The organism is Rhizobium sp. 05L419 (assembly GCF_056397845.1).
This window is the reverse complement of the sequence record NZ_JBFTOF010000003.1, coordinates 57,297-82,244: the sequence shown is the minus strand read 5'-3', so window position 1 is coordinate 82,244 and position 24,948 is coordinate 57,297. Positions and strand designations below refer to the sequence as shown.

Genomic DNA, 24,948 nt, shown 5'->3' with positions numbered 1-24,948 from the left:
GACAAGCAAAGGGAAGGACAATTCAAATGCGCGTCTATTACGATCGTGATGCTGACCTCAACCTCATCAAGTCCAAGAACGTCGTCATCGTCGGCTACGGCTCCCAGGGCCGTGCGCACGCGCTGAACCTCAAGGACAGCGGCCATGCGAACGTTGTCATCGCTCTCAAGGCCGGCTCGCCGACCATCAAGAAGGCAGAGGCCGACGGCTTCAAGGTCATGACGGTTGCCGACGCTGCCAAGTGGGGCGACCTCCTGATGATGGCGACGCCTGACGAACTTCAGGCAGACATCTACAAGGCAGATATCGCCGGCAACATCCGCGACGGCGCTGCGATCGCTTTCGCACACGGCCTCAACGTTCACTTCGGCCTCATCGAGCCGAAGGCTTCGCTCGACGTCGTCATGATTGCGCCGAAGGGTCCGGGCCACACGGTCCGCGGCGAATACCAGAAGGGCGGCGGCGTTCCCTGCCTCGTTGCCGTTCACCAGAACGCATCGGGCAACGCGCTTGAACTTGCTCTCTCCTACGCTTGTGGCGTTGGTGGCGGCCGTTCGGGCATCATCGAAACCAACTTCCGCGAAGAGTGCGAAACCGATCTCTTCGGCGAACAGGTCGTTCTCTGCGGCGGTCTCGTCGAGCTGATCCGCGCCGGCTTCGAGACGCTGGTTGAAGCGGGCTACGCGCCTGAAATGGCCTACTTCGAGTGCCTGCACGAAGTGAAGCTCATCGTCGACCTGATCTATGAAGGCGGTATCGCCAACATGAACTACTCGATCTCGAACACGGCTGAATGGGGCGAATACGTCTCCGGCCCACGCATCATCACCGCTGAAACCAAGGCTGAAATGAAGCGCGTCCTCAAGGACATCCAGACCGGCAAGTTCACCTCCGATTGGATGCAGGAATACAAGGCCGGCGGATCGCGCTTCAAGGGCATCCGCCGCATGAACGACAGCCACCAGATCGAAGAAGTCGGCGCCAAGCTGCGCGGCATGATGCCCTGGATCGGCAAGAACAAGCTGGTCGACAAGTCAGTCAACTGAACTTTTCTGCTTTGGCAGGAATGGAGGCCGGGGCGAAAGCTCCGGCCTTTTACTTTTGAGCCCGCAATGCGAGCCAGCACGTCGGCTTGCCGTCGTAGCCGCTGCCGTCACTCGCGCTGACGATGACGTCGCGCCAACCGCCGCGGTTCAGCATGCCGGAGAGCAAGTCGGCGGATGGGTAATTGTAGTAGCGCCCAAAGCCATCGTACCCCTCGATGTGACCGGCCTTGAAGGTGGCGTGTAAGGCGCCCCCCTGCCTCAGGGCTCTTCTGATGCGCTCGATGACGTCAGGCAAGGTTGCGCGCGGTACATGTAGCAGGCTTGCTTCGGCCCACACGCCGTCGAAAGCGTCTTCCGCGTCGAGTTCTTCGAACGCCATGATCTTTACAGGGCGTCCAAGAAGCGCCTCCGCCTGAGTTGCAAGTTCCGCGGAACCATCCGTCGGCGTGACGTCGAAACCCCTGGACAGCATGTAGGCGCTGTCCTGACCACCGCCGCAGCCGAGTTCGAGCACGGCCGCGCCTGGAGGCAGCATCGACAGGAAAGCGTCGAGGCGGCTGACCGGCAAGGTGCGTTCCCGCGTGGCATAGGTTGCCGCGTTATCTCTATAGAAGGAAGACGTCGTCTCTTCTGGCATAGCTGTTCTATTTCGTCGGTCATGGCTGTTGCCACGATACGACGTTGTCGTCGTTGACGCACGAGGCAAGGATGCTCGTCTATCGCAACGCGGTGCAAGATGACTTTATATGGAGCGCCGCCCGCTGAATGCGTGATAGAGCCAGAGGACAACGACAGCGCCGATGACCGCGACGACGAGGCTATAGATATTGAAGCCCGTTACGCCGGCAGCCCCGAAAAACGTGAAGATGACGCCGCCGACTATCGCTCCGACGATGCCGAGAGCGATGTCCATGAGCATTCCGGAACCGCTCTTGTTGACGATCTTGCTGCCAATAAAGCCGGCGATGAGGCCAAGAATAATCCACCCGATAACAGACATCTCTCATTCCCCTCCTTGATTGGTCGAATATTCCGACCATCTCCACATTTAAGCTAAATGGATGGATCAGAAATTCAAGGCTCAGCCGGAGCCTATGCTGTTGTTTCACTCCTCTTGCCAAGAAAACCGAAAAGGAGAATAGCGTGGGTATCTTTGACGACGCCGTCCCCGGCGGCAGCATATCAAAACCGATCATGATCGCGCTCGGCGCCTTGCTTGTCGGCAAGCTTCTGGGCGGTGGCAAAGCCCAGGAAGATCCGGCTGCGCAACAGGCAAATCCGCAGGCCGGCGACAGCGGTCTGCCTGGCGGTCTTGGGGGTCTGGCGGGAGGACTTGGCGGGCTTGGGGGCTTGGCGGGAGGGCTTGGCGGCCTGCTCGGCAAGCTGGCAGAGGCAGGTCAAGGCGACACTGTCGATTCCTGGGTCAAGCCCGGCCAGAACAAGCCCATCGCGCCCGGCAACCTGGAAAGCGCACTCGGCTCGCAGACCATCAGCGACCTGGCTCGTCAGGCAGGGATCAGCGAGCAGGAACTGCTAAACCAGCTTTCGACCGTTCTGCCTGGCGTGGTGGACAAACTGACGCCGCAGGGACAGCTTCCGAGCCGGGATCAGATTGCTGCCTTGTTTCGGTCCTGACGCGGTCTTCGACCTATTGTCATCGATCGAGGAGAGTGCCCTGCCTCCGTTCGGCGGCAGGGTTTTTCTCGCTATTTTTTCCGGTCGCAGTCCTCTGTTTTTTGGATTAAAAGGCCTGAGAATTGTCACGGTAGCAAACAAATAGGTCAGTAATGTTGACTTATCATTTGTTGCGTGGTTCTGTCGCCTGAAGACAAAAAATTACGAGGAAGCCCCATGTTGAATTGGGATAATATCTTTGCAACCCGCTCGTTGCGCATGCGCGCTTCCGAGATTCGCGAGCTTCTCAAGCTTCTCGACCGCCCCGACATTATTTCGTTCGCGGGCGGCATTCCGGATCCGGCGCTGTTTCCGGACAGGGAGTTCAAGCAGGCCTACGCGGATATCTTCGACAGTGCTGCCGTCAACTCGGCGCTGCAGTATTCGGTGAGCGAGGGTTACAAGCCGTTGCGGGAGTGGCTGATCACGCAGCTCGGCGCGCTCGGCATCCCCTGCGAACTCGACAACGTCTTCATCGTCTCGGGGTCGCAACAGGGTCTCGACTATCTCGGCAAGCTTTTCCTGTCGCCGAACGATACGGCCTTGGTGACGTGGCCGACCTATCTCGGTGCGCTGCAGGCTTTCAATGCCTATGAGCCGGCCTACGACCAACTGACCCCGAACGGCAATCGGACGCCCGATTCCTACCGTGCGCAGGCAACTGCAGCCGGCGGCAAGGTGAAGTTCGCCTACCTGTCCGCTGATTTCTCCAATCCGACGGGCGAAACCGTCGATCTCGCCGGGCGCGAAAAGCTGATCGATCTCGCCAACGAGATGGATATCGCGATCATCGAAGACGCGGCATACCAGTCGCTGCGCTATGACGGCGAGCCGGTCCCGCCGATCCTGGCGTTGGAGATCGCCCAGAAGGGCCATATCGACGATACCCGCACGATCTATTGCGGAAGCTTCTCGAAGACGCTGGCGCCAGGCCTACGCGTCGGCTTCGTCGTCGCCAACGCACCCGTTATTCGCAAACTCGTGCTGATGAAGCAGGCTGCCGATCTGCATTCCTCGACCATCAACCAGATGGCGATCGCCGAGGTGGCACGGAAAGGCTTCGACGCGCAGGTTGGGAAGATCAAGGCTGCCTACAGCAAGCGCCGTGACTGCATGCTGGCGGCGCTCGATAAATACATGCCGGAAGGCATAAGCTGGACCAAGCCGGAAGGCGGCATGTTCATCTGGGTGACGCTTCCCAAGGGCATGGACGGCGCAAGGCTCCTGGCGAAATCGATAGAGACCGCGAAGGTGGCCTTCGTCCCCGGTCGCGCGTTCTTCGCAGACGGTTCGGGTGAGAATACTTTCCGCATCAGCTTCTCGTCCAGCAATGAAGCCAAGATCGAAGAAGGCATCGCCCGTCTCGGCGCATTGATCGCAGGCGAAATCGGCGGCAAGTAGGCCGCCGATTTCGCAGCACTAGGAGCAATTCCAGCAAAAGTGCATAGCGGTTTTGCGTTCGCAATTGCGTGAAAACAAAAGCTTAGAGCGTTTTCGCGATTCGGGGAAAAGCGGAAATGCTCTATTGTGCCAAGTGGGGGCCGAGCAATTCGAGGTCGGCCTCACCAAGCCTGTCGGCTGCCGTATTGCGCTGGTGCCAGTAGGGATAGAGCAGCGGCGGCAGGCTGATGTCGTCCAGCCGCTTGCGTTCCTCCTGCGATAGCTTGATGTCGCCGGCGGCAAGGTTGTCCCTGAACTGGGCCTCGTTGCGCCCGCCGATGATCACCGACGTCACGGCCCTGCGACCGAGCAGCCAGGCGAGTGCGACCTGGGCTGCCGAAACATTGCGTTCCTCGGCGATCGATAACAGCGTCTCAACGATGTTCCAGAGGCGGTTCTCGTCGCGGATCGGGGGTTCCGTCCAGCCGGCGAACTGGCGCGTGCCTTCGGGGGCTGCCTGGTTGCGGCGGTGCTTGCCGGAAAGCAGGCCGCCGGCGAGCGGGCTCCAGACGAGCACGCCCAGCCCCTGGTCGATGCTGATCGGCAGCAGCTCGTATTCGGCGTCGCGTGCTTCGAGCGTATAGTGAATCTGCTGACTGATGAAGCGTTCGCGCTTCTCCCTTTCGCTGACGCCAAGTGCCTTCATGATATGCCAGCCGGAAAAGTTCGAGCATCCGATGTAGCGCACCTTGCCCTGACGGACGAGGGTGTCGAGGGCCTCCAGGGTCTCTTCGAGTGGCGTCTGGCCATCCCATTCATGCAGCTGAAAAAGGTCGATAACGTCTGTCTTTAGCCGCTTCAAGCTGGCTTCGCAGGCGCTAACCAGATGATACCGCGACGATCCGGCGTCGTTCGGACCGCTGCCTATGGGAAAACGGGCTTTGGTTGCAATGAGGACGCCGTTCTTGCGCGGCCCTCCGATGATCTCGCCAAGGATCTCCTCCGAAACGCCTTGCGAATAGACATCCGCCGTGTCCAGCAGATTGACGCCTGCGTCAACGCACATGTCGACCAGCCTTCGTGCTTCGGCGACATCCAGATCGCCTACGGTCTTGGCCCAGCCCTTTCCGCCAAAGGTCATCGTACCCATGGTCAGCGTCGAAATCTTAAGGCCGGAACGGCCGAGCAAGCGGTATTCCATGTACCTTCCTCCATTTCCAAAATGAAAGCGTGAAACGCGCGCTAGAAGATAGGCGCGCCACCGTTCGGTCAAGGGTGTCCGATCTATTCCGCCGCAGCCGAAGCCGACTGTCACGATCATGTTGTCAGCCGTGGCTAAGGAACGCTCTTCCGTCACCCGAGGGCAATATCATGAAGACCATCGTTTCCGCTGCCGCACTTCTCGCCGCAAGCCTCTTTGCCGTTCCGGCTTCGGCCGCCAGCCTCGTGCTCTACACCAGCCAGCCGAACGAGGACGCACAGGCGACCGTCGATGGCTTCATGGCCGCGAACCCCGATATCAAGGTCGACTGGGTCCGCGACGGTACGCCGAAGATCATGGCGAAGCTGCAGGCCGAGATCGAAGCCGGCAATCCGGTTGCCGACGTGCTGCTGATCGCCGATACGGTGACGCTCGAGCGCCTGAAAGATGCCGGCAAGCTGCTCGCCTACAAGTCTCCGGAAGCCGCGAACTACGACGCTGCGCTTTATGACGTTGATGGCTACTACTACTCCACGAAGCTCATTACCACCGGCATCATCTACAACACGGCAGCTTCACTGAAGCCGACGAGCTGGAAGGACCTGACGAAGCCGGAAGCGAAGGGCCTCGTCACCATGCCGAGCCCGCTTACCTCCGGCGCCGCTCTCATCCATGCGCAGACACTTGCTGGCGTCGACGGCCTCGGTTGGGACTTCTACAAGGACCTCGCTGCCAACGGCGCGACGGCTGCCGGCGGCAACGGCGCGATCTTGAAGGCTGTCGCGTCCGGCGAGAAGGCCTACGGCATGATCGTCGACTACATGCCTATCCGCGAAAAGGCGAAAGGGGCGCCAGTCGAGTTCGTCTTCCCGGCCGAAGGCGTTTCTGCCGTGACCGAGCCGGTCGGCATCCTTTCGAGCACGAAGGATGCGGATGCGGCGAAGAAGTTCGTGGATTACGTGTTGTCGGAAAAGGGCCAGGAAGGCTTCCTGAAGCTCGGCTACATCCCGGCACGCAACGGCATGACGGTGCCGGCTGGTTTCCCCGCGCGCGAGACGATCAAGGTGCTGCCGATCAAGGCTGCCGAAGCATTGAAGAGCACCGATCAGGACCTCAAGACCTTCTCCGGCATCTACAGCTCGAACTGATTGCCGCAAACGAGATGTACGGATATGACCGTCCCGGAAGCAGCCAGCCCGGCTGGCTGTTTCCATTTGTCGTCATCGTCGTCCTGATCCTCAGCGTGCTTCCGCTCGCGCGGCTGGCGGCGACCGGCATTGCAGCACTTGCCAGAGGCGGTGCAATCGCCGTGCTGACGGATCCGGCACTCTGGTCGGCGACGTACTACACGGTTGTCACCGCCGTTCTCGGCACCATCATATCACTCGTCATCGGCTGCGCCTTCGCCTTCGTTCTGACCCTCACGAACATAGGCGGAAAGGGCGTGCTCAGCTTCCTCTTCGTGTTGCCGATGATGATTCCGCCGCAAGTCACCGCTCTTGCCTGGGTGCAGATGTCGGGGCCATCGAGCCCTCTGCTGAAGGCTCTGCATATCGCTGCGCCGCTCGGCTCGCCGCAACCGCTTTACTCGGTCGGTGGAATTGCGCTGCTTTATGGCGTCCAGCACGCGCCGCTCGTCTATCTGGCGTTGCGCGCAGGCTTGATGGCTCTGCCGCGCGACGGGGTCGAGGCGGCGCGCCTTGCGGGCGCTTCGAGCCTGCGTGTCTTTCGCGACATCATCATGCCGCTGTCGCTGCCCGGGATCATAGCGGGCGCGGCGATCTCCTTCGTTTCTTGCACCGGAAATTTCGGTATTCCTGCCATTCTCGGCATTCCGGCGTCGATCTACACCCTGCCGACGCTGATCTTTACGAAGTTTTCGGCCTTCACAAGCCGGACTTTTGGCGAGGTGGCGCTGCTATCGGCGATCATTGCGATGATCTCCGTCGCAGGGCTTGCCGTTCAGGATCGGGCGCTGCGCGGCCGCGACCATCGTACGCTTGGCCTATCCGGCGCGACGGCGACCTTCGAGCTCGGCCTTTGGAGGTTTCTCGCTGCGCCGCTTCTCTGGTTGACGGTGTTCTTGATGTTTGCGGCACCTTTCTTCGCACTGCTTGCCGGCGCCCTGGTGCCCGCCTACGGCGTGCCGCTGACGTTCAAGACGATGTCGTTCAATGCCTTTTATGAAATCCTCTTCCGACAGTCGGTGACGCGGACGGCGTTTGCCAATTCGATCTCGCTTGCCGCAGGCACGGCCATTTGTCTCCTGGTGGTGACCGTGCTGACAGCCTACGCCCTGAGCCGACGGAGGGATGCGCTGAGCCGCGTCGTTTCCAGCGCGATCGAGATACCGTATTCGCTGCCCGGCATCGTCGTCGCGGTGTCGTTCATCCTTGTTTTTGCAGCGCCGATACCCGTCTTCCATGTGACGCTCTACGGCACGATCTGGATCATCCTCGTTGCCTACCTGTCGAGCTTCTTCGCCGTCAGCCTGAAGCCGGTCGTCAGCGCCTTCCATCAGCTCGATCCGGCGCTTGAGGAGGCGGCGCGGCTGTCCGGCGCCGGCTTTTTCCGCCGCTTGAAGGACGTTATCGTGCCGCTGATCGCGCCGGCGGCCGGTGCGTCGGTCATCCTCGTCTTCCTGATCGCCTGCAACGAACTCACCATCTCGGCGCTTCTCTGGTCGGCGGGGACGCAGACGCTCGGTGTCGCGATCTACAACCTCGATGACAGCGGCAGCTCCGATCTGGCATCCGCCCTCTCGGTGCTCGTCGTCCTCATGGTCGTTTTCATGATGCTGCTCCTTGAGCTCATGGCAAAGCGTCTGCCGAGGGGAGTGGTGCCGTGGCGAAGCTGATCCTCAACCGGCTAACCAAGGATTTCGGCACCGGACGCGCGGCCGTCAGCGATCTTTCGCTCGATGTGCGCGAAGGCGGCTTTCTGGCGCTGCTCGGTCCTTCCGGCTGCGGCAAGACGACAGTGCTGCGCATGATCGCCGGGTTCGAGACGCCGACGGATGGATCGATCCATTTCGGCGAGCGCCTGCTTGCCGATGCCGCGCAATCGCTGCCGCCGGAACGGCGCAACATGGCAATGGTGTTCCAGTCCTACGCGCTGTGGCCGCACATGAGCGTCGCCGACAATGTCGGCTACCCCCTTAAGGTGAGGGGCATCTCCGGCGAAGCGTATCGGCAGAAGGTGCGCGAGGCGCTTTCCACGGTCAGGCTAGCAGACTGCGCGCAGCGGCGCCCCGCCAATCTTTCGGGCGGGCAGCGGCAGCGGGTGGCTCTGGCGCGCTGCCTGGTGACATCGCCCGACGTTGTGCTGCTCGACGAGCCGCTCGCCAATCTCGACCGGCATCTGAAGCAGGAGATGGAGGAGACGTTTCGCGAATTCCACCAGCGGTCCGGCGCGACGATGATCTATGTCACGCATGACCAGAGCGAGGCCATGGCGCTTGCCACCGATGTGGCCGTGATGTCGGAAGGGCAGTTGCTGCAGGTGGCGCCGCCGGCCGAGATCTACGCCTGCCCGGAAGGCCGCATTGTCGGTGGTTTGATCGGGCGCGGGGCGATCCTTTCGCTTCCGTCTCCGGCCGGTGATATCAGGCGTCTCGGCTGGGACACGATTGCGCCGCTGATGGCCGCGGATGAGTGCAATGCTCGCAAGGCGGATATTCTCGTCCGGCAGGAGGACGTCGTGCTCGACGCAGAAGGCGTAACGGCGACCGTGGCGTCCGTCCTTTATGAGGGCGAGCGCTACGCTGCCAGGCTGCGCCTCTTCGATGGCCAGACACTGCGTGCCTTCAGCCGCTTGCCGCTGCGGATCGGCGACGAGGTGCGGGTGGTCATTCGCAGCGCCTGGCGATTGTGATGGTCGACCGGGTCTTTCCGAACCGGGCGTTCGTCTCTACTAATGTCGCAATGCCAACCGGAAATGCCTGATGTCGCTACGCATTGCTACGTTCAACGTCGAAAACCTCATGACGCGTTTCGACTTTACCGGGTTCCGCAACCAGCTGCGCCAGGACCGCGTCATCAAGCTTTTCGAAGTTCGCAGCGAAGGTGTCTACCAGCAGCTCGAGCAGGCCCGTGTGATCGCCTCGACGGACGATACCCGGCAGATGACGGCACTGGCGATCGCCGATGCGGATGCGGATATCCTCTGCCTGCAGGAAATCGACAACATGGAGGCGCTGCAGGCCTTCGAATACGGCTACCTGTTCCGCATGGTGGGAACCGGCTATCGGCAGAAGTATCTGGTCGAGGGAAACGACAGCCGGGGCATCGATGTCGCCGTCTTGATGCGCGAGGAGACGAGGGACGGCCAGAAGATCGAACTCAAGGAGATCAAGAGCCACGCGATGACGACCTATCGCAGCCTCGGCCTCTTCGACGACGCGCTGGCCGCGACGAATCATATCGACGACAAGATATTCAAGCGTGACTGCCTGGAGCTCGACCTTTTGATCGGCGGTGTGCCGATGACGCTGTATGTCGTGCATTTCAAGTCGATGGGAGGTCCCCGCGAGGGGCTCGACGGTCGCCGTTACACCATGCCCATCCGGCGCGCCGAGGCGAGGGCGGTGCGCCGCATCATCGAAGATCGCTTCGGAGCCGACCAGACGTCCAGCAAGCGCTTCGTCATCTGCGGAGACATGAACGACTACCAGGAGCGCGTCGACGTGATCGGCCGCCGCCGCACCGGCTACTCGTTCCAGCATCAAATTGAAAGCGAGAGCGCGCTTGACGTTTTCAGTCAGGACGACTTTGCCGAAAACGTGGTTCGCCGCCGCGATCCCCTAGACCGCTGGACGCTCTACCATGCGCGCGGCCCGGATGAGCAGTGGCTGTGCCAGCTCGATTACCTCTGGCTGTCTCCGGCGCTTGCGAAGACGAACGCGGGGCGGCTTCCGGAGATCATCCGGTATGGCCAGCCCTACCGCACGGTATTTCCACCGGGGCAGGAGGTCGAACGCTATCCCCGAACGGGCTGGGATCGGCCGAAGGCCTCGGATCATTGCCCCGTCGTCATGACATTGGATCTGATATGAACGTGTGTTTCTCGGAAGACTTCATCGGCTGGCCGCCGGAGCAGACCGTGTTTCCGATCGCGGGCCTTGACCTCAGGGTGCTGCCCGGCGATCATCCCTTCGCTATCGCCGAACGGGACGCGGTCGCGGAAAACTGGGCGAGGGAAACGGCTGCGAACCCTGCGCTCTTCGATGGCCGCATGATCTTCCAGAAGCGGCTATCGCTCAGCGATGACGGCATCGCTGGCGAGAGCCATGTCATTCCGTTCTCAACCTTCATGTGGTGGCGCAGGCAGCCCAAGCGGCTGGGCGGCATTCACCTTTTTGCCTATCCGGTCCTGGAAACATCCGACGGCGCGCTCGTGGCGATCCGCATGGGGCCACACACCGCCAACCCCGGGCAAGTCTATTTCGCGGCCGGTTCGCTGGAACCCGAGGACGTCTCGGATGGGTGTTGCGACATCGCGAGCAATATGCGCCGCGAAGTGTTGGAGGAGACCGGGCTCGACCTTTTGGAGGCGCGCGGGGGTGACCGGTATTTCGCGAGCCACAACAGACGCACTGTCACCGTGCTGCGGCTTTTCCGCTTCGATCTTAGCGCCGACGATATGATCGCGAAGATCCATGCACACATGCTGGTCGCCGAAGACAAGGAGATTGCAGGTGCCGTGGCAATCCGTTCGTCGGATCCCGCAGCCTATCCCTACAACGTCGCCATGCTTCCCGTCATCGATTGGTACTTCCATCAGAACGGGCTCACGTAACGCCTTGCGCTCGGTTCGGCGGTCGGGCAGTTTGGCGACACGAGGACCCGAGACAAGGAGGCCGATGTGGCGCGCAGCTACAGCGTCTATGACGTGTTCACCGACCGCAGGCTGGCGGGCAATCCGCTTGCTGTGATATTCGATGGAGACGGTCTGAGCGACGAGGCGATGCAGGCGATCGCCAAGGAATTGAACCTTTCCGAAACGGTCTTTGTTCAGGCCTCCGACAATCCCGCCTATACTGCCAGGATCCGCATCTTTACGCCCGGCCGGGAACTGCCGTTCGCGGGGCATCCGACCGTCGGCGGCGCGATCGCTCTTGCCGAAAAGCAGCATGGCGACACCACGATGGATCTCGTGTGTGTCCTCGAGGAGAACGTCGGGCCGGTGCGCTGTGCCGTGCGGCTGAGCGTTGGCGAGGCGAGCTTCGCCGAGTTCGACCTGCCGCGCAAATCCCAGCAGATCAATATGCCGCTCGACAGAGCCGGCATCGCAAAGGCTCTTTCGCTGAAGACGATGGAGATCGGATTTGAGAACCATGTGCCGTCGCTCTGGACCGCTGGGGTGCCGTTCCTCATGGTGCCCGTGCACGATGTCGGCGCAGCGCGGAGTCTGGATTTCGATCCGCAGCTATGGGAAGCGATGGTCCCCTTCGTCGACGGCGCGCTCGCCTCTGCGTACATCTACTGCCGCGGCGGAGTGAACCATGTGGCGAAGTTCCATGCGCGCATGTTCGGCAGTGGCATGGGCATTCTGGAAGACCCGGCAACGGGTTCGGCCGCGGCAGCACTATCCGGCGCGATCCATCATTTCGACCGCCTGACGGACGGCCACCACGGCATGATGATCGAACAGGGCGTGGAGATGGGGCGACCTTCCTTCATCCATCTGCATATGGACGTCGAAGGAGGCGCGATCTCGAACGCCCGTATCGGCGGCCAGGCGGTGCGTCTCGCAAGCGGCATGCTGGACCTTTGATTTCATTGCATTTCAGCCATGCACAAAAAAATCGAGATTGATCGAAGAATTTTCGGAAGGGCGCTAGACAAGCCCAGCGATCCTGTTTATACGCCCTCTCACACCGCGAGACGAAGCGGTTACGGGTGATTAGCTCAGTTGGTAGAGCAGCTGACTCTTAATCAGCGGGTCGTAGGTTCGAGCCCTACATCACCCACCATTTTCTCAATGATATGAATACATTAAGCGGATGGCGCCTTGTACAGCGCCTCCACGCTTTGCGATCGTTTTGTCGCCTTCGTCGTCATGCGATGCAGTCGATTTTCGGTGCATTTCTGCACGGTTCCGCTCTGTTGCGCGGCCAAACATCCCGGGTACGCAGAGATACAAGACGGCTCTCGGCGGAGGCCGACAACAGGCTCGAACTGACAATGCGTAGCGAGCGTTGCGAGCTAGATTTCCCGCCTGTGGGCCTGCCGCTGGCTTTTTGCGTCCCGGGCACCGCCCGCCTTGTCAGATTTGCTGTTGCGGCACGTCCGCTTCGTCCTGCGTGTTCGCCACCCGATATCCGTCTGTCTCCCTGCGGCCGGCAAGCGACCTGATGGAGAAAAGCGCATAGACGATCAGCGGTAGACAGACGAGGTAAGCCGTTCTGATGCCGGCGTGTTCGGCGATGAAGCCGAGCAATGGCGGGGCAAGGAAGAAGACGACGAACGACATCTGACCCAGCGCCGCGACGTTGACATGCGCCGGCCTGTCGGTGCGCTGGGCGGCGGCGGAGACCGCGAGCGGGTATACGGCACTGCATCCCGCACCCATCAGCGCAAAGCCGAACAGCGCCAGATAGGGGTAGGGGGCCGCCCAGACGGCGCAGACACCGGCGGCGGCAAGAATGAGGAGCACTGTCGCGACGACGCGCGCTCCATAGCGATCTACCTGCGGATCGACGAAGAGACGTGCGCCCGCCATGCAGAAGGTGAAGAGCGTCAGGCCTAAGCCGCCAACGAAGGGCTCGGAGGAAAAGACGTCGCGCATGTAGATCGCCGACCAATCAATGCCAGCGCCTTCGACGAGGAAGGCGGCTATGCCGATCACGCAGAGGGGCAACAGGCCCCAGGTCGGCAGTGCGATCAGCGGCACCTTTGCTTCTTCCTGCACGGTCCGCTTTGGCGCATTTCGCATGCCTGAAATTGCCCAGGTGCCGACGACGGCGACAAAGGTGAACGTCATGGCAAGATGGAGTTCCATGGAGATGCCCGCCTGCCGGATCGCCGAGGCGACAAGGGCAGTCAGGAAGAAACCGAGGCTCCAGAAGCCGTGGGCGCGGTTCATCACGCCGCGACCCAGCTGCGCCTCGATCCGATCGATCTCGACATTGAGATTGATTTCCAGCGCGCCTGCGAGGAGGCCTTCGCCGATCAGGATGAGGAATACAAGCGGCGCGCTTGCCATCCATGGCACGGTCGCGAGAAGGGCAGAGGTTCCAAGTACGGTGACGAAAGCCGTCGTGCGGGCACCGAGGTGGGCAATGATCGGGGAGGCGAAGGTCAGCGACGTAAGGGCACCGATCGCAGCACCGATCAGCGTCAGTCCAAGTTCGGATCGATCGACCCCAAGCGCCATCTGCAGGTCCGGCATGCGCGCCAGCAACGCACCCATCGACACGGCGAACAGGAAAAAGCAGATGTAGATTCGGTGCTGCGGCGCAAGCTGCATGAAAGGTCCCCGGGGATGGATGCGCAGGAGAGCGCAAATAAGGTTCTAGGTTCGCGATAGTGCCCACACAACCCTGAATCGACACAATTGATCTCGCGGCAGCGCGGGCTATCGCGCTGGTTTGTATGGGGTTGCGGTGCTGGCACTATCCCTCCGCCAGGAACTTGTGCGTTCAGCAGCAGATACCGCGCGCGGCTTCAGGATAACGCTTGCAATCTGGTGGCGATTGCTGATCGATTGCCGTGAGCCACATGTGAAGTCCAAAACGAGAGTGCCATGAGACTGTCTGCCTGCATCGAATGGCTGTTTGCAGCCGAAGCCGAGAATTTCGCCGATCGTATCCGACTGGCCCACAGACACGGCGTCGAAGCCGTGGAATTCTGGAGATGGACGGACAAGGATATCGGGAGCATCGAGTGGGCGCTGAACGAGACAGGTGTCGAGCTGACGAGCTTTGTCGCCGAACCGATGATCGCCCTGACCGATGTTGCCAACAGGACGGCCTTCATCGAGGGGCTGAAACGCTCGGTCGAGGTGGCGCGGCGCCTCGGAGCGCACACGTTGATTGCGCAAGCCGGCGACGACCTTGCGGGCCAGTCGCGCGAAGAACAAAAGGCAGCGCTGATCGAGACGCTGACCAAGGCCGGCGAGGTGCTGGACGGCAGCGGCGTTCGTCTCGGCGTCGAACCGTTGAATACGCTGATAGACCACATCGGCTATTTCCTGCCTTCGACTACCGAGGGTATCGAGATCGCCAGGGCGACGGGTCGTGCCGAGATCGGTATCATCTACGATGTCTACCATTMGGCCGTGATGGGCGAGGACACCGCGGCGGCGATCGGCAGGGATATCGACCGGGTGTTCCATATTCACATCGCGGACCACCCGGGCCGCAACGAGCCGGGAAGCGGTGCGATCGACCTGAAGAAGCGCGTCGATTGGCTCGTTGCGAACGGTTATGCGGGGGCGGTCGGGTTGGAATATCGGCCCATCGTAGGGAGCGCTGAAACAATCGCGACCACCCGGCTGCTGCTTGGCTGATTTCGCCGATCGTCGCAATCTAACGGCCTCAGGCATTTCATTCCACGCAAAGGCTCCCCATCTAGCTGTAGTAGGAATGCTTTTCCATTTTGGTTTAAAGGTCGCGATGACCTTTGTGGAGTGATGCCCATGCAATCGTTATCGAAGCCGGCCTTGAGCGTACCAGATCAAAGCGCGGGGGTCTGGCCGACACAGAGGAGAAGCATCCTCGACTGGCTCGTAAATGAAACGCGCAATGAGCGCTTCATAGACAACATTCTGGTGCAGATGTGCGCGAAGCTGCGGAAGGACGGTGTTCCCGTTGCGCGGGCGACGATGCATTTCCGGACGCACCATCCCCAATGGCTGGGCGCACGCATTCTCTGGAGCACAGGGATGGCGGAGGCAAAGATCGCGACCTTCGGCTACGGTATCGAAAGTACGCCGCAGTTTCTCAAGAGCCCCGTGAACGAGATCTTCAGCGGTGCGACTGAAGTTCGCCAGAACCTGGAGACGATGCGGGAGGGCGATGGCCACTACGAGTTTTACGACGAGCTGCGGCACGAGGGCCTGACAGAGTATGTTGCCTGGCCGATGGAGCACACGCTCGGCAAGCGTCACATCGTGACCTTTTCCAGCGACCGGCCGGGTGGCTTTTCCGAGGACCACATCTCGTTTCTCCAGGACCTGTTGCCGGCGCTGACGCTCGTTACCGAGATTCGCCTGAAGAACATTCTGGCGCGCACGCTGCTTCAGACCTACGTCGGCCCGCATGCCAGCGAACAGATTCTTGCCGGAGCCACGACGCGCGGCAGCGGCGCGACGGTGGGCGCAGCTATCCTCATCTGCGATCTCAGGGACTTCACGACAATATCGGACCACTGGCCGCGTGACAACGTGATCGAACTTCTGAACGACTATTTCGACGCGATGTCGGAGCCGATCGAGAAGCATGGCGGCGAGATCCTGAAGTTCATGGGCGACGGAATGCTGGCGATCTTCCCGCTGAGCAATCCAAAGGCCTGCAGCAATCTGCTGGCGGCAATTCAGGAGGCCGCGGTTGCGATGGAGGTGCTGAATGAACAGAATGAGCGGGACGGTCGCGAGGTGCTTCGCTACGGCATCGGCGTGCATGTCGGCGATGTCATGTACGGCAATATCGGGTCACGCAGGCGGCTCGATTTCACGGTTATCGGACCGGCCGTCAACGTCGCATCGCGTCTCGAGAGCCTGACCAAGGAGATCAAACGCCCGGTGCTTTTCTCGAAGGCCTTCGTGGAGATGGCGGAATGCAAAACGGGGATGGACAGCCTTGGATCGTTTCCGTTGCGAGGGCTTGGCGAGCCGGTCGATGTTTTTGCGTTTCCTTTGCGCCAAGTCTGAAGCTGGCCGCATGTTCGACGAGGTTATCAAGCGAATCGTCACTTGATATGATTTGCCCTCAAGTGTCGCTGATTGCTTGATCCCCCTGGGACAGATCGCCACGACCTATCCAGCGAAGGATCCTGCAGTTAAGCAAGCCACGAGGTTCCATGGTGTTTCCGGAATTTCGGGAGAAAAGAAGTGGCACGCCCTAGGGGAGTCGAACCCCTCTTCCCAGAATGAAAATCTGGTGTCCTAACCGATAGACGAAGGGCGCTTCCTTCGTGGTGGCGCCCTTATAGTCAGGCATGCCCTATCCCGCAAGCGGCAATTTCGATTTTTCGCAAAATAATGACAGGAATTTTCCTTGCGTGCGAGATCGCGATTATCGCCAATGAATCAATTGGCTACGCGTGAGTGCTCGCACATCGTGGGTGTTGGTGACGTTGCGTTGCTTGGGTGCAGCGGAGGACGTCAGAGCGCCCGCGCGGTCGCGGCAGGGGATGCCCTGCCGCCGCATCCCCAGTTCCAATCCCGGTTCTTTCCTGTGTCGAGGTGAACGCTGTCGGTGTGGCAGTAGGTGCCGACGCCACCTCGGTCGGGCAGCGATCGGATATAGCTGGCGATGTCCCACTTGGAGACGCCATCGACCTGAATGTCGGCTGCATCGCAGGTCTTGTGCATCGATTCTTCGGCGCCGCCGACCATGCGATTGTGCTCCGGATCGCGGTAGCCCGACGTGACGATGACCGGCTTGTCGAAGTGCCCCTCGACGGCCTTGATGACGTTCATCAGGTTGGGCTTGAAGCAGCCGACCTCGACCTTGTCGTTCTGCACGTGCAAGCCGTTCGGCGCGACGCGCGTCATGCCGGGCATCGATGCTTTCTGAAGCAGGCCGGACAGGCTGCCGAGAAGGTTTTGCTTCGGCGCGCTGTAAAGCGCGTTCATCGTCTGTCCGGGAAGCGTACCCGTTGCCAGCGATGCCGTCTGGACGGGGGCTGTCTGAGTGCTGGTATTCTGCGAGGATTGCTGCGGGAGAATGACCTGGCCCTGCGGGGGCTGTTCGGGCGGCAGTTGGCTGCTATAGACGCTGGATCGGGCAGGACTCACGCCGACCGGCGCGTAGGCATTGCCGCCGGAACCGAGCACGGTCGATGTCGAGTTGTTCTGCGGCATCGTGCGGACCGAGAAGATGCTCATCGCCTGCGCATTGATTCCCGTCGATTGCATCGCCAGGCCGCCGATATTGGCCGGCCCCGAGGCTGCCGAACCGGCGGTCGTCGGTTGTGCGCTCGACGGTTGGGTCGTTCCGGCAGTCTGCGCGCCGGAGACGTTGGAGACCATGGGATCCTGATAGCCGGGCTTTGCGGTCGCATTGGGGGCCGCAGCTTGCTGTCCCAGGGCCGGATCGACCGCGCCTGCCAATGCAGCTGCATCTGCTGCCTTCCTATCCGACACGCAGCCGCTCAGCATCAGGGCCGATGTGGCGAGCAGAAGTGCGACCCCGATAGGCGTACGCTTTTCAACAGCGAGCAAGCGAGCATTCTCCAAAAGTGAAGACGAATGACGTGATGTGAGCGCCACTCGTCTAGAGTCGGGTGGAGATTGCCCGCAGCTCCGGCATGCGGCAAGCCCGATCCGGGCGCAGGTGCCCGAAATCGCAAAAGCCGCAAGCCTCGCAAAAGCCTCGGCCTACCAGGCGCCGGTGTTGCCCATCGATGCCCAGGGTTCGGCTGCCGCCAGGCCGGCGCCCTTCTGCAGAATCTCGATCGAGATTCCGTCCGGCGAGCGGACAAATGCCATGCGGCCGTCGCGGGGCGGACGATTGATTGTGACGCCGTTGTCCATCAGTTTTCGGCAGATCGCGTAGATATCGTCGACCTCATAGGCGAGGTGGCCGAAGTTGCGGCCGCCCGTGTAGTCTTCAGTGTCCCAGTTGTAGGTGAGCTCCAGGCACGGTGCACCCTTGGCGCTGGCGTCGTCCTTGTCGCCCGGGGCGGCGAGAAAGACGAGTGTGAAGCGGCCTTTTTCGTTCTCCGAGCGGCGGATTTCCTCCAGGCCGAAGAGCGTTGTGTAAAAGTGAAGGGAGGCATCCAGATCCTTCACGCGGACCATTGTGTGGAGATAACGCATTCTGTTTCCTCTCTAAATGCAGCGGCGGTTGATATGTGGCAGAACGTCAGCTTCGGGCAAGACACCGGGGTAAGATTGGCACTTGGAAATAATCGAAAAGTAGGACTTGCGCTAATCCGTTACCAACATGTTAATCTTGATCTCAAGAATCAGTTAACCGTAACAGTGTGACGCGTATTGAGGGGCTGACGACATGGCTGACAGAATTTCATCAAAGGAATTCACCGACCTCGATCAACTCGCGGGAGAAGCGGTCGAACTCATTGAAATCACTGGTGTCGTCAAGTGGTTCGACGTCGCCAAGGGCTTCGGCTTCATCGTGCCCGACAACGGGATGCAGGATGTTCTTCTCCATGTGACATGCCTCCGTCGCGACGGTTACCAGACGATCTTGGAGGGGACGCGCATCGTGGCCCTCATCCAGCGGCGCGACCGTGGCTACCAGGCGTTCAAGATACTTTCGATGGATCAGTCAACAGCGGTACATCCTTCGCAGTTGCCGCCGGTTCGCACTCATGTGCAGGTCACAGCGACCAGCGGGCTGGAGCGTGCGCTGGTCAAGTGGTTTAACCGCACGAAGGGCTTCGGTTTCCTGACGCGCGGCGAGGGGACCGAGGATATATTCGTTCACATGGAAACGCTACGTCGCTTCGGCCTGACCGAGCTGCGCCCGGGACAAGTGGTTCTGGTGCGGTACGGCGATGGCGACAAGGGCCTGATGGCTGCGGAGATCCATCCGGACGTTCCTAGCCCGGTCAGTCGTGCACACTGATGAGCGGGTTGTTTTTTCACAAGATCATAAGCGCCCTCGCGGCGCTTTTTTTCATCCTTGCGCTTCCGGCTTTTGCGCAACAGCCGATGACGTTCGACAAGGAGCCGCTGATCATTCAGACGGCGTCCGGCAAGCGGCTGAATTTCACGGTCGAGATTGCCGATACCAACGAGCTGCGCCAGCGCGGTCTGATGTATCGCAAGGAGATGGCGCAAGACGCCGGAATGATCTTCGATTTCGGTCCTCCGCGACGCGTGCAGATGTGGATGGAAAACACCATTCTGCCGCTCGACATGCTTTTCGTCGATTCGACGGGGACAATTCGCGGTATCAAAGAGAACGCCGTGCCCTTTTCCGAGGACATCATCGATTCGGTGATCGAGGTGAAATACGTCATTGAGCTCAATGCCGGCGCGACTGCGAAACTCGGCATCAAGCCCGGCGACAGGGTCATCAGCGCGACGACCACGAAAAAGAGATAGCTTCCGGTCAGATACCATCCGAAAGCCAGGCGGTGTCGTCTGCTGCCGTGGGTGTCAGAACTTGACGCCGATGCCGGCAGAAACGACGTGCTGGTCGAGATCGACGTCCGTTCCCCGGATGGTTTTGCTACCGTAGTCGTTGTAGCGGTATTCAACGCGACCAAAGACGGTGTCGGTGAACGCATATTCCAATCCCGCGCCGACCGACCGTCCACCCATTGATCGTATCGCTATCCTTGTCACCGCCTGCGATTTCTGTATATGCACGCGTTTCGGTCCAGCCTGAGGTCGCAAAGCGCAACGCGCGGTCCAATGCACAACCAACGCGGCCGCGGACTGATCCCGACCCGTCCGTCCCGGCCTTGACGCCGGCGCCGAGGAAATCGGAATCCTTCTCGTTGCAATCGTAGGACAGGTCACCTTCTATACCGACGACGATGTCATCCATCTGGTAGTTGGCGCCCAGGAAGCTCCCATTTTGGCCGCCATCGTAGCTCGCAGAGGCGATATAGTCCCTGGACTTTGAAGTCGGTATTGGCAAAGCCAATGCCGCCCCTCAAGCCACCATAGACGCCTGTCCAGCAGAAAAGCGGCGCGGGGCAGCCAATCCCGCGGGAATTTCGACGAGGTCGGCGCCTCGTCCAAATCCGTGAAAGGAAAAATGGCCCGTCCGGCGCTGGACGAGCTGACAAAGTCCGCCGAGCTGAATAGTTTGTGGTGTCGCGTCTAAGCCTTCTTCAGAAACTCGGTCTTCAGCACGAGGCCCTTGACCTGCTTGGTGTTGCATTCGATCTCGCCGGGATTTCCGGTGAGCCGGATATTTTTCACCATGGTGCCCCGCTTGATCGTTTCCGAGGTGCCCTTGACCTTCAGATCCTTGATCAGGGTGACGGAATCGCCGTCGCTGAGCTGCGCACCGTTGCTGTCTTTTACGATGGTACCGTCGGTCATTGTTTCCTCGTTGTGCGAAGGCGAGTGGCTTATCAAACGCCAGAAGCCTGGCGGCCGGCCGTCCTCACGATGCTGTCTTTGCTGGCGCCGTCGATTGCGGCTCCGATTGGTCGGATGATAGCTCGTCCTCACGCTTCCTGGAGAGCTGATCGGCAATGATGCTGGCGCCGAGCTGGCTCACGTGATCATCATCGATATAGAGCACGCGGCCATCCTTCTGCAACAGGCAGCGGCCGAAATCGCAGCGCCATGGCTGTCACCATATATCATCACGGTTTCGGGGAGCGGCTTGTTGTGCAAGCACGTGTCTTGTGGCGCGATATAGTGCCTTTCCGTACTCAGGCATGGCGCAGAGATCGCAACCACTTTGTTGAATTCCGACGCCATGTCCAGGGCCTCATCCGAAAGCCGTTCAGGGAAGCCGTGCTTGACCTGACCTGCCGCGCCGACCGCACCTGCAAAGATCGTCCTGCGGTTCGTCCGGCTTCGATCACGGAACGGACGCTCGACGTAGCGCCAGCTGATCCAGGCGATCGGCAAGGACATCAGTGCCACTGGAACGCTTGTCCAGACTGACACCTCGTCCAACGTCCTGATGCGCAGAAATGCGAGCAGAGGCTGGTGCCAGAGGTAGGGGCTGTAGCTGATCAACCCGATTGAGACCAGCGGCTTGAGGCTCAACAGACGGCCCGAAAGCGAGCCGGACCGGGCGAACATCAGCACGAGCACGGTCCCCACGACGCATGGCAGCACGAGCAGGCTTGGGGTTGTCGCGCCGGTGGGGAAGACTGCCAGGGATCCGACGATCAGCACCAGGCCCGCCAGCGACAGCCAGTCGCCATGCCCGCGGAGAGAATCGGTCCGGCGGCTCAGCAACAGATGCGCCCCGATCGCGCCCAAAAGAAGCTCCCAGGCACGCGAGAAGAGCATGTAAAATCCTGCCTCGGGATCCATGGATTGCAGCCATTCCGAACAAGCGATGCTTGCAAGCGCAAACGCCGTCAGCAGCGGGATCGTCAGTTGTCGGCCAAATTTCAGGATGCACAGCAGAAGCAGCGGAAAGACGACGTAGAATTGTTCCTCGACCGAGAGGCTCCAGGTGTGCAGCAGCGGCTTTTGCGCCGACATGACATCGAAGTATCCCGTCTCGATATAGAAGAGAATATTTGAAGCATACCCGACTGTCGCCATCAGGCTCTGCGAAAATCCTTGTAGGCGTTCGGCAGCATCCAAAGCCACGCAAATGGCAGGCATGCAAGGATAACCACGAATAGCGCCGGAAGAATGCGCCGGGCCCGCCGCTCGTAAAAGTCGACAATCGAGAACCTGTCATTGTCGATATCACGGGCAATGATGGAGGTGATCAGAAAGCCGCTGATCACGAAGAATATGTCCACGCCAATATAGCCACCGCTGAAAAACGGCACGCCTGCATGAAAGAGGATAACGGGAAGGACAGCGATTGCCCGCAGACCGTCAACTTCCGGACGATACAAGGCAGCATGAGTGCTCCGAATCGCTGAAGTATCTGTCTTTGTCAACATTTGGTATTCCCCGGCATACGGCGCGATATGCGGGTTTTCTATATGAAAGATATTTTCTGCATCCGAAATCTTCGGGGCACAGTTAATCCATGGATTCTAATACAAATAGAGAATGCTGGATACTCACAACCCTGAGGCTCTCCTTTCGTCGGAGTGCCGCGCGCCCAACATGGCGAGCAATGGATCGTATTGACGCTGATATCTTTCCGTCGCGGCGAAAGCTGCTCCCGCAGAGAGCGGAAGTACAAGCCACTCCCACAGCGCGCACGTACGCGCGTATGTCCAGTATGTTTGTTGTGGGAAAATGCTGAACGTTGTCAGCTAGTTGTCGGTGGTCGGAGTGGAGAGATTCGAACTCCCGACCCTCTGGTCCCAAACCAGATGCGCTACCAGACTGCGCTACACTCCGTGGCCGATGGATGAGGGCAATACACGGTTCGTTCCTGAGCCGCAATAACAAAAATCGTCTTTCCACGATTGGCGTCCGCCTGGCGCTTTCAGGTTCCTGTCAGGAAAGGATGACATTGCCGTCGGGATCAATGTCGTTGTCCTCTGTGGACTCGCTCAGCTTTCACAGTGGAGAGCATATTGGAAGATATCGTCGTGCCGGCTCCTCGTCGGAGCCTGCGGCCGCGCATAGGTAGTGTTACCCTGTCGGTACTGACCGCGGCTTACATCCTGATTGTTGCGAACCAAACCTTCTGGACACGGGCGTACGGATATCTCTCGTCGACGCCTGCCGCTTTTGTTGCGTTTGTCGTTGGCATCGCCGCAATCACCATCGCTGCAATGGTAACATTCTCGGCAAAATACGTGATCAAGCCTGCCTTGATCTTGTTTATCATGGTTGCGGTCGTGTCGTCGTGGTTCACCGATCAGTTCGGTGTGATCATCGACAAGGAGATGATCCGCAATGCGGCGGTGACGACACAGGCCGAGTCGGCGCATCTCCTGACGCCGACGTTCCTGCTTCATATCTTATTCGCGGGCATATTGCCTTCGCTTTTCGTTCTATGGGTGCGGGTGGCTCACAAGCCTCTGGTCAGGAAGTTCGTCTACAACACCGCTGTCGTCGTCCCGTGTCTTGCCGTTTTTGTTGCCGCGGGGCTCGGCTTTTCGCAGACCTTTGCGTCGGTTGGCCGATTGCACAGGGACATTATGCTGACGCTCAATCCGTTTCTTCCGATCGGCAGCGTAGCCCGCTTTGTCTTTGCGTCCGAAGAGGATCGCGACATCGTGCGCCGGCCGCTTGGCACCGATGCACACCAGCGCTCTGCAAGCGCCAGCGGAAAGCCGCGGGTGACGATCATCGTTGCCGGCGAGACGGGCCGGGCGCAGAACTTTTCGCTCGGCGGCTATCCGCGCGAGACCAATCCGGAAATGAAGGCGAGGGGCGTCGTCTATTTTTCGAATGCGACGAGTTGCGGCACTGCGACCGCCGTATCGCTGCCGTGCATGTATTCCGTCTATCCCAGGCGTGAATACACCCACCGCAAGGGTCTGGAGACGGATAATCTCACCGATATTCTGGGTCACGCCAAGGTGCAGGTCGAGTGGTGGGACAACGATACCGGGAGCTACGGTGTTGCCAACCGCATTGCCTATCGCTTCCTGCCCGATGCCGCCGATCCGCGCTTCTGCACCGACGGCGAGTGCCTGGATACGGTGCTGCTCGACAAGCTTGATGGCTGGCTTTCGAACGTGAAGAGCGACAGCGTGCTCGTTCTGCATCAGCTAGGGAGTCATGGACCGGCATACTATCGGCGCTATCCCGATGATTTCCGTCGCTTCACGCCGGATTGCCGGACAGCGGAATTCGGCGCCTGCAAGCCGGAGGAGATCGTCAATGCCTATGACAATACGATCCTCTTCACCGACCACGTCGTCGCGAAGGTTATCGACGCGCTGAAGCAGCACGAAACTTCGATTTCGGCAAACATGCTCTACATATCGGATCATGGCGAATCGCTTGGCGAGAACGGCCTCTATCTTCACGGGGCGCCCTATATCATCGCCCCTGCCGAACAGACGCGCGTTCCAATTATCGCCTGGCTTTCTCCCGATTTCAGCGCGGCCGCCGGCATCGACACGGCCTGCCTTGCTGCCAATTCGGCGGAGCCCGCCTCCCACGACAACTTCTTCCATAGCGTTCTCGGGCTCATGGACATCGCGACATCGGTCTACGATCCGAAACTCGATCTCTTTTCGCGGTGCCGGAGGACAGGCGACACACTCGCTCAGGCGACCGTGAAGCGGTGATGCGAGAGGCATGATGGCCGCGGCTTTTTTCTTGAAAAGAGAGGGAATCGCCGCTAAGCAAAATTCGTCTCTTGTTGCGACTATGCGCCGGAGACGGCTCCGGCAACGGGGCTAGATGAATTTGAATGCGAAAGCCCTAATTCGGAGGCGTTGCAGCAATGTCTGCCAAGATCTACCGTCCAGCCAAGACCGCCATGCAGTCCGGCAAGGCAAAGACCCATGTTTGGGTGCTCGAGTTCGATCAGGAGACACCGCGCACGATCGACCCAATCATGGGCTACACCTCGTCGTCGGACATGCGCCAGCAGGTGAAGCTGGCCTTCGAAACGCAGGAACTCGCCGAGGCCTATGCCAAGCGCAACGGTATCGAATACCGGGTGATCGCACCGAAGGATCCGCAACGCCAGACGGTGGCCTATCCTGATAATTTCCGCTATACGCGGACGCAGCCTTGGACGCACTGATCCGCGTTCAGGCATGATGGCTTATCCGATGTGCAAATTTGCATCGGCATGCGGCCCCTTAGCTCAGCTGGATAGAGCACCTGCCTTCTAAGCAGGTTGTCGCAGGTTCGATTCCTGCAGGGGTCGCCAATCATTTCAGATGCTTAAGTAGTTAGAATTTCATCTCACTCCCGTCGGGGTAACGCCTGGGG

The 24,948-nt window shown here is 60.1% G+C and carries 25 protein-coding genes and 4 tRNA genes; 17 read left to right on the top strand and 12 right to left on the bottom strand.

Features of this window, described 5'->3' with window-relative positions:
* The first annotated feature begins 26 nt into the window (after positions 1 to 26).
* Positions 27 to 1,046, top strand: a complete 1,020-nt coding sequence (ilvC, locus tag AC1DMK_RS04460) for a ketol-acid reductoisomerase (RefSeq protein WP_037066175.1) — start codon at positions 27 to 29, stop codon at positions 1,044 to 1,046.
* A 49-nt stretch (positions 1,047 to 1,095) separates the two neighbouring features.
* Here ilvC and AC1DMK_RS04455 read toward each other — a convergent pair whose 3' ends face one another.
* Together AC1DMK_RS04455 and AC1DMK_RS04450 are read right to left on the bottom strand one after the other, a co-directional pair.
* On the bottom strand, positions 1,096 to 1,683 hold the full coding sequence (locus AC1DMK_RS04455) for a class I SAM-dependent methyltransferase (protein WP_477857372.1): 588 nt from the start codon (positions 1,681 to 1,683) through the stop codon (positions 1,096 to 1,098).
* Between the two features lie 105 nt (positions 1,684 to 1,788).
* Positions 1,789 to 2,046 (bottom strand): GlsB/YeaQ/YmgE family stress response membrane protein, encoded by a 258-nt coding sequence (locus tag AC1DMK_RS04450; protein WP_037066173.1) that lies wholly within the window; start codon positions 2,044 to 2,046, stop codon positions 1,789 to 1,791.
* A 143-nt stretch (positions 2,047 to 2,189) separates the two neighbouring features.
* On the opposite strand from AC1DMK_RS04450, the gene AC1DMK_RS04445 reads away from it, so the two are divergent.
* Both AC1DMK_RS04445 and AC1DMK_RS04440 read left to right on the top strand, forming a co-directional pair.
* A complete protein-coding gene (locus AC1DMK_RS04445) occupies positions 2,190 to 2,681 on the top strand; it encodes a YidB family protein (RefSeq protein ID WP_477857370.1) in 492 nt (163 codons plus the stop codon).
* A gap of 216 nt (positions 2,682 to 2,897) precedes the next feature.
* On the top strand, positions 2,898 to 4,121 hold the full coding sequence (locus tag AC1DMK_RS04440; RefSeq protein ID WP_037066171.1) for an aminotransferase-like domain-containing protein: 1,224 nt from the start codon (positions 2,898 to 2,900) through the stop codon (positions 4,119 to 4,121).
* A gap of 121 nt (positions 4,122 to 4,242) precedes the next feature.
* On the opposite strand, the gene AC1DMK_RS04435 is transcribed toward AC1DMK_RS04440, so the two are convergent.
* Complete coding sequence (locus AC1DMK_RS04435; RefSeq protein WP_477857369.1) at positions 4,243 to 5,301, bottom strand: aldo/keto reductase; 1,059 nt, start codon at positions 5,299 to 5,301, stop codon at positions 4,243 to 4,245.
* A gap of 170 nt (positions 5,302 to 5,471) precedes the next feature.
* On the opposite strand from AC1DMK_RS04435, the gene AC1DMK_RS04430 reads away from it, so the two are divergent.
* The 7 genes from AC1DMK_RS04430 (at position 5,472) to AC1DMK_RS04400 (ending at position 12,274) form a co-directional block, all read left to right on the top strand.
* Positions 5,472 to 6,449, top strand: a complete 978-nt coding sequence (locus tag AC1DMK_RS04430) for an ABC transporter substrate-binding protein (protein ID WP_477857367.1) — start codon at positions 5,472 to 5,474, stop codon at positions 6,447 to 6,449.
* 14 nt (positions 6,450 to 6,463) lie between these two features.
* Complete coding sequence (locus tag AC1DMK_RS04425) at positions 6,464 to 8,158, top strand: ABC transporter permease (RefSeq protein ID WP_477857365.1); 1,695 nt, start codon at positions 6,464 to 6,466, stop codon at positions 8,156 to 8,158.
* Complete coding sequence (locus tag AC1DMK_RS04420) at positions 8,146 to 9,174, top strand: ABC transporter ATP-binding protein (protein WP_037066167.1); 1,029 nt, start codon at positions 8,146 to 8,148, stop codon at positions 9,172 to 9,174. Before AC1DMK_RS04425 ends, AC1DMK_RS04420 begins: the two co-directional genes overlap by 13 nt.
* 70 nt (positions 9,175 to 9,244) lie before the next feature.
* On the top strand, positions 9,245 to 10,354 hold the full coding sequence (locus tag AC1DMK_RS04415; RefSeq protein ID WP_477857363.1) for an endonuclease/exonuclease/phosphatase family protein: 1,110 nt from the start codon (positions 9,245 to 9,247) through the stop codon (positions 10,352 to 10,354).
* Positions 10,351 to 11,097 (top strand): NUDIX hydrolase, encoded by a 747-nt coding sequence (locus AC1DMK_RS04410; protein WP_037066165.1) that lies wholly within the window; start codon positions 10,351 to 10,353, stop codon positions 11,095 to 11,097. Before AC1DMK_RS04415 ends, AC1DMK_RS04410 begins: the two co-directional genes overlap by 4 nt.
* Positions 11,098 to 11,163: 66 nt before the next feature.
* Positions 11,164 to 12,075: a PhzF family phenazine biosynthesis protein gene (locus tag AC1DMK_RS04405; protein ID WP_037066164.1), complete on the top strand. Its 912-nt coding sequence runs from the start codon at positions 11,164 to 11,166 to the stop codon at positions 12,073 to 12,075.
* A gap of 123 nt (positions 12,076 to 12,198) precedes the next feature.
* Positions 12,199 to 12,274, top strand: a tRNA-Lys gene (locus AC1DMK_RS04400).
* 293 nt (positions 12,275 to 12,567) lie between these two features.
* Here the strand turns inward: AC1DMK_RS04400 and AC1DMK_RS04395 are convergent.
* Positions 12,568 to 13,770 carry an MFS transporter gene (locus AC1DMK_RS04395; protein WP_477857360.1) on the bottom strand — a complete coding sequence of 401 codons (1,203 nt, stop codon included), beginning with the start codon at positions 13,768 to 13,770 and terminating at the stop codon, positions 12,568 to 12,570.
* A gap of 276 nt (positions 13,771 to 14,046) precedes the next feature.
* Between AC1DMK_RS04395 and AC1DMK_RS04390 the strand changes: the two genes are divergently transcribed.
* Together AC1DMK_RS04390 and AC1DMK_RS04385 are read left to right on the top strand one after the other, a co-directional pair.
* Positions 14,047 to 14,811: a TIM barrel protein gene (locus AC1DMK_RS04390; protein WP_477857358.1), complete on the top strand. Its 765-nt coding sequence runs from the start codon at positions 14,047 to 14,049 to the stop codon at positions 14,809 to 14,811.
* Between the two features lie 129 nt (positions 14,812 to 14,940).
* Positions 14,941 to 16,173: an adenylate/guanylate cyclase domain-containing protein gene (locus AC1DMK_RS04385; RefSeq protein WP_037066162.1), complete on the top strand. Its 1,233-nt coding sequence runs from the start codon at positions 14,941 to 14,943 to the stop codon at positions 16,171 to 16,173.
* A 181-nt stretch (positions 16,174 to 16,354) separates the two neighbouring features.
* Here the strand turns inward: AC1DMK_RS04385 and AC1DMK_RS04380 are convergent.
* From AC1DMK_RS04380 to gloA, 3 genes are all read right to left on the bottom strand, one after another.
* Positions 16,355 to 16,429: transfer RNA gene (locus AC1DMK_RS04380), tRNA-Glu, on the bottom strand.
* 197 nt (positions 16,430 to 16,626) lie between these two features.
* Positions 16,627 to 17,688, bottom strand: a complete 1,062-nt coding sequence (locus AC1DMK_RS04375) for a YcbK family protein (protein ID WP_477857356.1) — start codon at positions 17,686 to 17,688, stop codon at positions 16,627 to 16,629.
* Between the two features lie 156 nt (positions 17,689 to 17,844).
* Positions 17,845 to 18,285 carry a lactoylglutathione lyase gene (gene gloA, locus AC1DMK_RS04370; RefSeq protein WP_477857355.1) on the bottom strand — a complete coding sequence of 147 codons (441 nt, stop codon included), beginning with the start codon at positions 18,283 to 18,285 and terminating at the stop codon, positions 17,845 to 17,847.
* Between the two features lie 193 nt (positions 18,286 to 18,478).
* On the opposite strand from gloA, the gene AC1DMK_RS04365 reads away from it, so the two are divergent.
* Positions 18,479 to 19,057: a cold-shock protein gene (locus tag AC1DMK_RS04365; RefSeq protein WP_037066159.1), complete on the top strand. Its 579-nt coding sequence runs from the start codon at positions 18,479 to 18,481 to the stop codon at positions 19,055 to 19,057.
* On the top strand, positions 19,057 to 19,539 hold the full coding sequence (locus AC1DMK_RS04360; protein WP_037066157.1) for a DUF192 domain-containing protein: 483 nt from the start codon (positions 19,057 to 19,059) through the stop codon (positions 19,537 to 19,539). The genes AC1DMK_RS04365 and AC1DMK_RS04360 overlap by 1 nt, the downstream gene beginning before the upstream one ends.
* Before the next feature lie 54 nt (positions 19,540 to 19,593).
* Here the strand turns inward: AC1DMK_RS04360 and AC1DMK_RS04355 are convergent, their stop codons facing one another.
* The 5 genes from AC1DMK_RS04355 to AC1DMK_RS04335 form a co-directional block, all read right to left on the bottom strand.
* Positions 19,594 to 19,758: an outer membrane protein gene (locus tag AC1DMK_RS04355; protein ID WP_477857353.1), complete on the bottom strand. Its 165-nt coding sequence runs from the start codon at positions 19,756 to 19,758 to the stop codon at positions 19,594 to 19,596.
* A gap of 507 nt (positions 19,759 to 20,265) precedes the next feature.
* The gene (locus AC1DMK_RS04350; RefSeq protein WP_037066155.1) at positions 20,266 to 20,490 is read right to left on the bottom strand and encodes an alkylphosphonate utilization protein; all 225 of its coding nucleotides are present in this window, start codon (positions 20,488 to 20,490) and stop codon (positions 20,266 to 20,268) included.
* 177 nt (positions 20,491 to 20,667) lie between these two features.
* Complete coding sequence (locus AC1DMK_RS04345) at positions 20,668 to 21,681, bottom strand: acyltransferase family protein (protein WP_477857350.1); 1,014 nt, start codon at positions 21,679 to 21,681, stop codon at positions 20,668 to 20,670.
* Entirely contained in the window at positions 21,681 to 22,034 is a 354-nt protein-coding gene (locus AC1DMK_RS04340) for an acyltransferase family protein (protein WP_080725608.1), read from the bottom strand. The genes AC1DMK_RS04345 and AC1DMK_RS04340 overlap by 1 nt, the downstream gene beginning before the upstream one ends.
* 332 nt (positions 22,035 to 22,366) lie before the next feature.
* A tRNA-Pro gene (locus AC1DMK_RS04335) sits at positions 22,367 to 22,443 on the bottom strand.
* A 179-nt stretch (positions 22,444 to 22,622) separates the two neighbouring features.
* On the opposite strand from AC1DMK_RS04335, the gene AC1DMK_RS04330 reads away from it, so the two are divergent.
* The 3 genes from AC1DMK_RS04330 (at position 22,623) to AC1DMK_RS04320 (ending at position 24,886) form a co-directional block, all read left to right on the top strand.
* On the top strand, positions 22,623 to 24,293 hold the full coding sequence (locus AC1DMK_RS04330) for a phosphoethanolamine transferase (RefSeq protein WP_158447623.1): 1,671 nt from the start codon (positions 22,623 to 22,625) through the stop codon (positions 24,291 to 24,293).
* A gap of 158 nt (positions 24,294 to 24,451) precedes the next feature.
* Positions 24,452 to 24,757 carry an ETC complex I subunit gene (locus AC1DMK_RS04325; RefSeq protein ID WP_037066152.1) on the top strand — a complete coding sequence of 102 codons (306 nt, stop codon included), beginning with the start codon at positions 24,452 to 24,454 and terminating at the stop codon, positions 24,755 to 24,757.
* 52 nt (positions 24,758 to 24,809) lie between these two features.
* Positions 24,810 to 24,886: transfer RNA gene (locus AC1DMK_RS04320), tRNA-Arg, on the top strand.
* Positions 24,887 to 24,948 lie beyond the last annotated feature (62 nt).

What these genes read in the sequence shown, in the direction of transcription:
- ilvC (WP_037066175.1), top strand. Translation starts at nt 27, where the DNA reads ATGCGCGTCTATTACGATCGTGATGCTGACCTCAACCTCATCAAGTCC.
- AC1DMK_RS04455 (WP_477857372.1), bottom strand. Translation starts at nt 1,683, where the DNA reads ATGCCAGAAGAGACGACGTCTTCCTTCTATAGAGATAACGCGGCAACC.
- AC1DMK_RS04450 (WP_037066173.1), bottom strand. Translation starts at nt 2,046, where the DNA reads ATGTCTGTTATCGGGTGGATTATTCTTGGCCTCATCGCCGGCTTTATT.
- AC1DMK_RS04440 (WP_037066171.1), top strand. Translation starts at nt 2,898, where the DNA reads ATGTTGAATTGGGATAATATCTTTGCAACCCGCTCGTTGCGCATGCGC.
- AC1DMK_RS04435 (WP_477857369.1), bottom strand. Translation starts at nt 5,301, where the DNA reads ATGGAATACCGCTTGCTCGGCCGTTCCGGCCTTAAGATTTCGACGCTG.
- AC1DMK_RS04430 (WP_477857367.1), top strand. Translation starts at nt 5,472, where the DNA reads ATGAAGACCATCGTTTCCGCTGCCGCACTTCTCGCCGCAAGCCTCTTT.
- AC1DMK_RS04425 (WP_477857365.1), top strand. Translation starts at nt 6,464, where the DNA reads ATGTACGGATATGACCGTCCCGGAAGCAGCCAGCCCGGCTGGCTGTTT.
- AC1DMK_RS04415 (WP_477857363.1), top strand. Translation starts at nt 9,245, where the DNA reads ATGTCGCTACGCATTGCTACGTTCAACGTCGAAAACCTCATGACGCGT.
- AC1DMK_RS04410 (WP_037066165.1), top strand. Translation starts at nt 10,351, where the DNA reads ATGAACGTGTGTTTCTCGGAAGACTTCATCGGCTGGCCGCCGGAGCAG.
- AC1DMK_RS04395 (WP_477857360.1), bottom strand. Translation starts at nt 13,770, where the DNA reads ATGCAGCTTGCGCCGCAGCACCGAATCTACATCTGCTTTTTCCTGTTC.
- AC1DMK_RS04385 (WP_037066162.1), top strand. Translation starts at nt 14,941, where the DNA reads ATGCAATCGTTATCGAAGCCGGCCTTGAGCGTACCAGATCAAAGCGCG.
- gloA (WP_477857355.1), bottom strand. Translation starts at nt 18,285, where the DNA reads ATGCGTTATCTCCACACAATGGTCCGCGTGAAGGATCTGGATGCCTCC.
- AC1DMK_RS04365 (WP_037066159.1), top strand. Translation starts at nt 18,479, where the DNA reads ATGGCTGACAGAATTTCATCAAAGGAATTCACCGACCTCGATCAACTC.
- AC1DMK_RS04360 (WP_037066157.1), top strand. Translation starts at nt 19,057, where the DNA reads ATGAGCGGGTTGTTTTTTCACAAGATCATAAGCGCCCTCGCGGCGCTT.
- AC1DMK_RS04355 (WP_477857353.1), bottom strand. Translation starts at nt 19,758, where the DNA reads ATGGGTGGACGGTCGGTCGGCGCGGGATTGGAATATGCGTTCACCGAC.
- AC1DMK_RS04350 (WP_037066155.1), bottom strand. Translation starts at nt 20,490, where the DNA reads ATGACCGACGGTACCATCGTAAAAGACAGCAACGGTGCGCAGCTCAGC.
- AC1DMK_RS04345 (WP_477857350.1), bottom strand. Translation starts at nt 21,681, where the DNA reads ATGGCGACAGTCGGGTATGCTTCAAATATTCTCTTCTATATCGAGACG.
- AC1DMK_RS04340 (WP_080725608.1), bottom strand. Translation starts at nt 22,034, where the DNA reads ATGTTGACAAAGACAGATACTTCAGCGATTCGGAGCACTCATGCTGCC.
- AC1DMK_RS04325 (WP_037066152.1), top strand. Translation starts at nt 24,452, where the DNA reads ATGTCTGCCAAGATCTACCGTCCAGCCAAGACCGCCATGCAGTCCGGC.